Annotated in this window: 4 protein-coding genes; 3 read left to right on the top strand and 1 reads right to left on the bottom strand. The window is 56.1% G+C overall.

Translation table 11 applies throughout. The annotated features are described in order from the left end of the window. On the top strand, positions 1-183 hold a 183-nt coding region (locus AC2VNK_RS09340; RefSeq protein WP_486883558.1), incomplete at its 5' end, for a hypothetical protein. A 579-nt stretch (positions 184-762) separates the two neighbouring features. On the opposite strand, the gene AC2VNK_RS09345 is transcribed toward AC2VNK_RS09340, so the two are convergent. Then, complete coding sequence (locus AC2VNK_RS09345; protein WP_486883559.1) at positions 763-1,053, bottom strand: hypothetical protein; 291 nt, start codon at positions 1,051-1,053, stop codon at positions 763-765. A gap of 152 nt (positions 1,054-1,205) precedes the next feature. On the opposite strand from AC2VNK_RS09345, the gene AC2VNK_RS09350 reads away from it, so the two are divergent. Both AC2VNK_RS09350 and AC2VNK_RS09355 read left to right on the top strand, forming a co-directional pair. Then, positions 1,206-1,556 carry a hypothetical protein gene (locus tag AC2VNK_RS09350; protein WP_486883560.1) on the top strand — a complete coding sequence of 117 codons (351 nt, stop codon included), beginning with the start codon at positions 1,206-1,208 and terminating at the stop codon, positions 1,554-1,556. A 551-nt stretch (positions 1,557-2,107) separates the two neighbouring features. Beyond that, positions 2,108-2,383 (top strand): Arm DNA-binding domain-containing protein (locus AC2VNK_RS09355; RefSeq protein ID WP_486883561.1); only part of this gene is annotated, 276 nt, incomplete at its 3' end.

Genomic DNA, 2,383 nt, shown 5'->3' on the forward strand with positions numbered 1-2,383 from the left:
GAAGAGTTTTGTGACGCCATGGCCATGGCGTTAAACGGTATACAGCCCCATTATTACTGCCGACCAGAAACCATATCCATGATGAATGCTGCGGAAATGGAGGATTGCCGATTCCAGGCGGAAGAGTCGGCTAAGAAGGCACTGACTTATGTGCGCCATTACCCCAAGCCACAAAAGTTGTAGAGTCCAAATGCGCCCATCGGCCTCATCGTTCCCAATGTCAGCCGGGCGCAGGTGGGGTAGCTGCCAAAACACCCCATCCACTGGCGGGTCGAGGCTTATTCCGTCAGGGTTTGGGCGGTCCGACACGCTGATAGAGCAGCTCCGCGATACGCTCGATTTGATCTTCGGGGATAGGTGCACCGAAGCCATTTTTCATCTTGGGCCTGGGTGCTCATGGAGGTAAACGAGGCCATGGCCTCCATGATGGCGTCGAGAATCAGCCGGTCCAGGTCCGGGGAATTGGCGAACTGTTCCTTTGGTATTGATGCTGACCGGTGGCGGGCGCGCTCTGGAAGACCTGCGGATGGTGCATGGGGATAGTGCCTTGCGGCGTTTGCTGAATTTGGACCCGCCTCCCCAGCACGGACGCGACAGGAGATTGTTTGCGCCGGATGGGTAAGATGCCCCGACCCTAGCGGCTATCGCCGCGATTTCAGAATCCGCCTGGACCCCATATGCCGACTGCGCCGTAGCGGAGACCGTGCACAGCATGGAAGTCACCCACAAGGCCCTTCGGCTCATCGTGGTGCGCTATCGTCATCAGGCGGACTGCTGGAAGAAGACCATCCGCGCGATCACCTCATCGCCAGCAACCGGGCCGGAAGCACTGCCGATGTGCTGATCTGGTACCGCCAGCGGGGCGAGCACTCCGAGAACGGCATCCATATAAGGAACTGAAAATCGGCTTTGGCATGGAGCGCATGCCTTGCAGGCGGCAAGCCCTCTGGCCAGGAAAGCGCCAACGCCGCCTTCTTCCGGATTGGCGTCATTGCCCACAATCTCTTCGTGCTCTTCAAGCACCCCGCTCTGGGGGATGGTTGGCAGCGGCATCGTATCGTCACGGTGCGCTGGCGGTGATTTCAAGCACCGAGTCGGGTCATTCGTCATGCGGGCGTCTGGGTCTTGAAGGTAGCCGCGACCTTCGCAGCAGACTTCGCGAACATTCGCGCGCGTGGTTACGCTACGCTCCACGATCTGGCCCCTTGAACGCTCCTTTTTACCCTCCACCGTCCTACGTCCTCGTCGATATCCTGGAGAATGATCCCGAGTGGGTGGAATGGTCTTTATCCCAGATATACGGTCAATCGAAGATTCATCAGCCCATCATCAATCCGATCATTTATGCGGAGCTCTCCCTGACCTTCTCGACGCATGAGACCCTGAATGAAGCGATCGACGAAATGCGTCTGGAGATCATTGACATACCCGGCCAGCCCTATTCCTTGCCGGAAAGGCCTTTGCCCAGTATCGCCGACGGGGTGGTCAAAAGCAGAACGTGCAGGCGGATTTCTTTATTGGCGCGCACGCCGCCGTTGCGCATTACCCCATTTTGACCAGAGACAGCCGCCGATATCGCTCCTATTTTCCAAGTCTGAAGATCATCGAGCCGGACAGATAGAGACCACCTGAAGCATGCTCGTCCGACCGCGTACCAACAGTCCAACAAATCCCTATAACCCCTTTGTGATCTTCACCAAGAGGTTTTTTCATGTTCCTGTCCGATCCTGTTCACCCGCAGTCGCCTAACGCTGCCTACCGTTTTTCCTCACAATGTTGGATATAGGTTGGATAGAAAAAAAGAAGGCACCTAGAGAAACTCTCTAAGTGCCTAATTCTTTTGGCTCCCCGGGACAGGCTCGAACTGCCGACCTAGTGATTAACAGTCTCAAAGTTCAGCATTTATCACGTTTTATCTACCCCCATGTATCTTGACGTATCAGTAACTTAGATTGATACTACCTTCACCGACATTGACCGATTTACCGCTAAAAGGTTAACCTGAGGTTAGCCCACGGTTAGCCCGAAAATCGCGTCACTGGGCCGGAAATGCTGGAGATCGTGGCGAAAACACGCCGCAAAAGGTTAGCCCGGGAGGGGGTAAAACATGGCCGAGAAGATGCAGTTCACCAAGGCCCGCATAGCGGCGCTGGAGCCTGTCCCCGGCAAACGGATCACCGTCTATGACCTGGAACAGAAAGGGCTATGTATTCGCGTTACACCAGCCGGAGCCAAGGCGTTCTATTGCGTCCGCAAGGTGGAGGGCAAAGTGGAGTGGGTACGCATAGGCGACGCCACCACAGTGACCATTGAGACGGCCCGGAGCACTACGGCGAAGATCGTGAACGATATTGCCGCAGGGACCAACCCCGCCGAGCAGAAG

It is taken from the genome of Acidithiobacillus sp. TH-A35, from assembly GCF_057473505.1.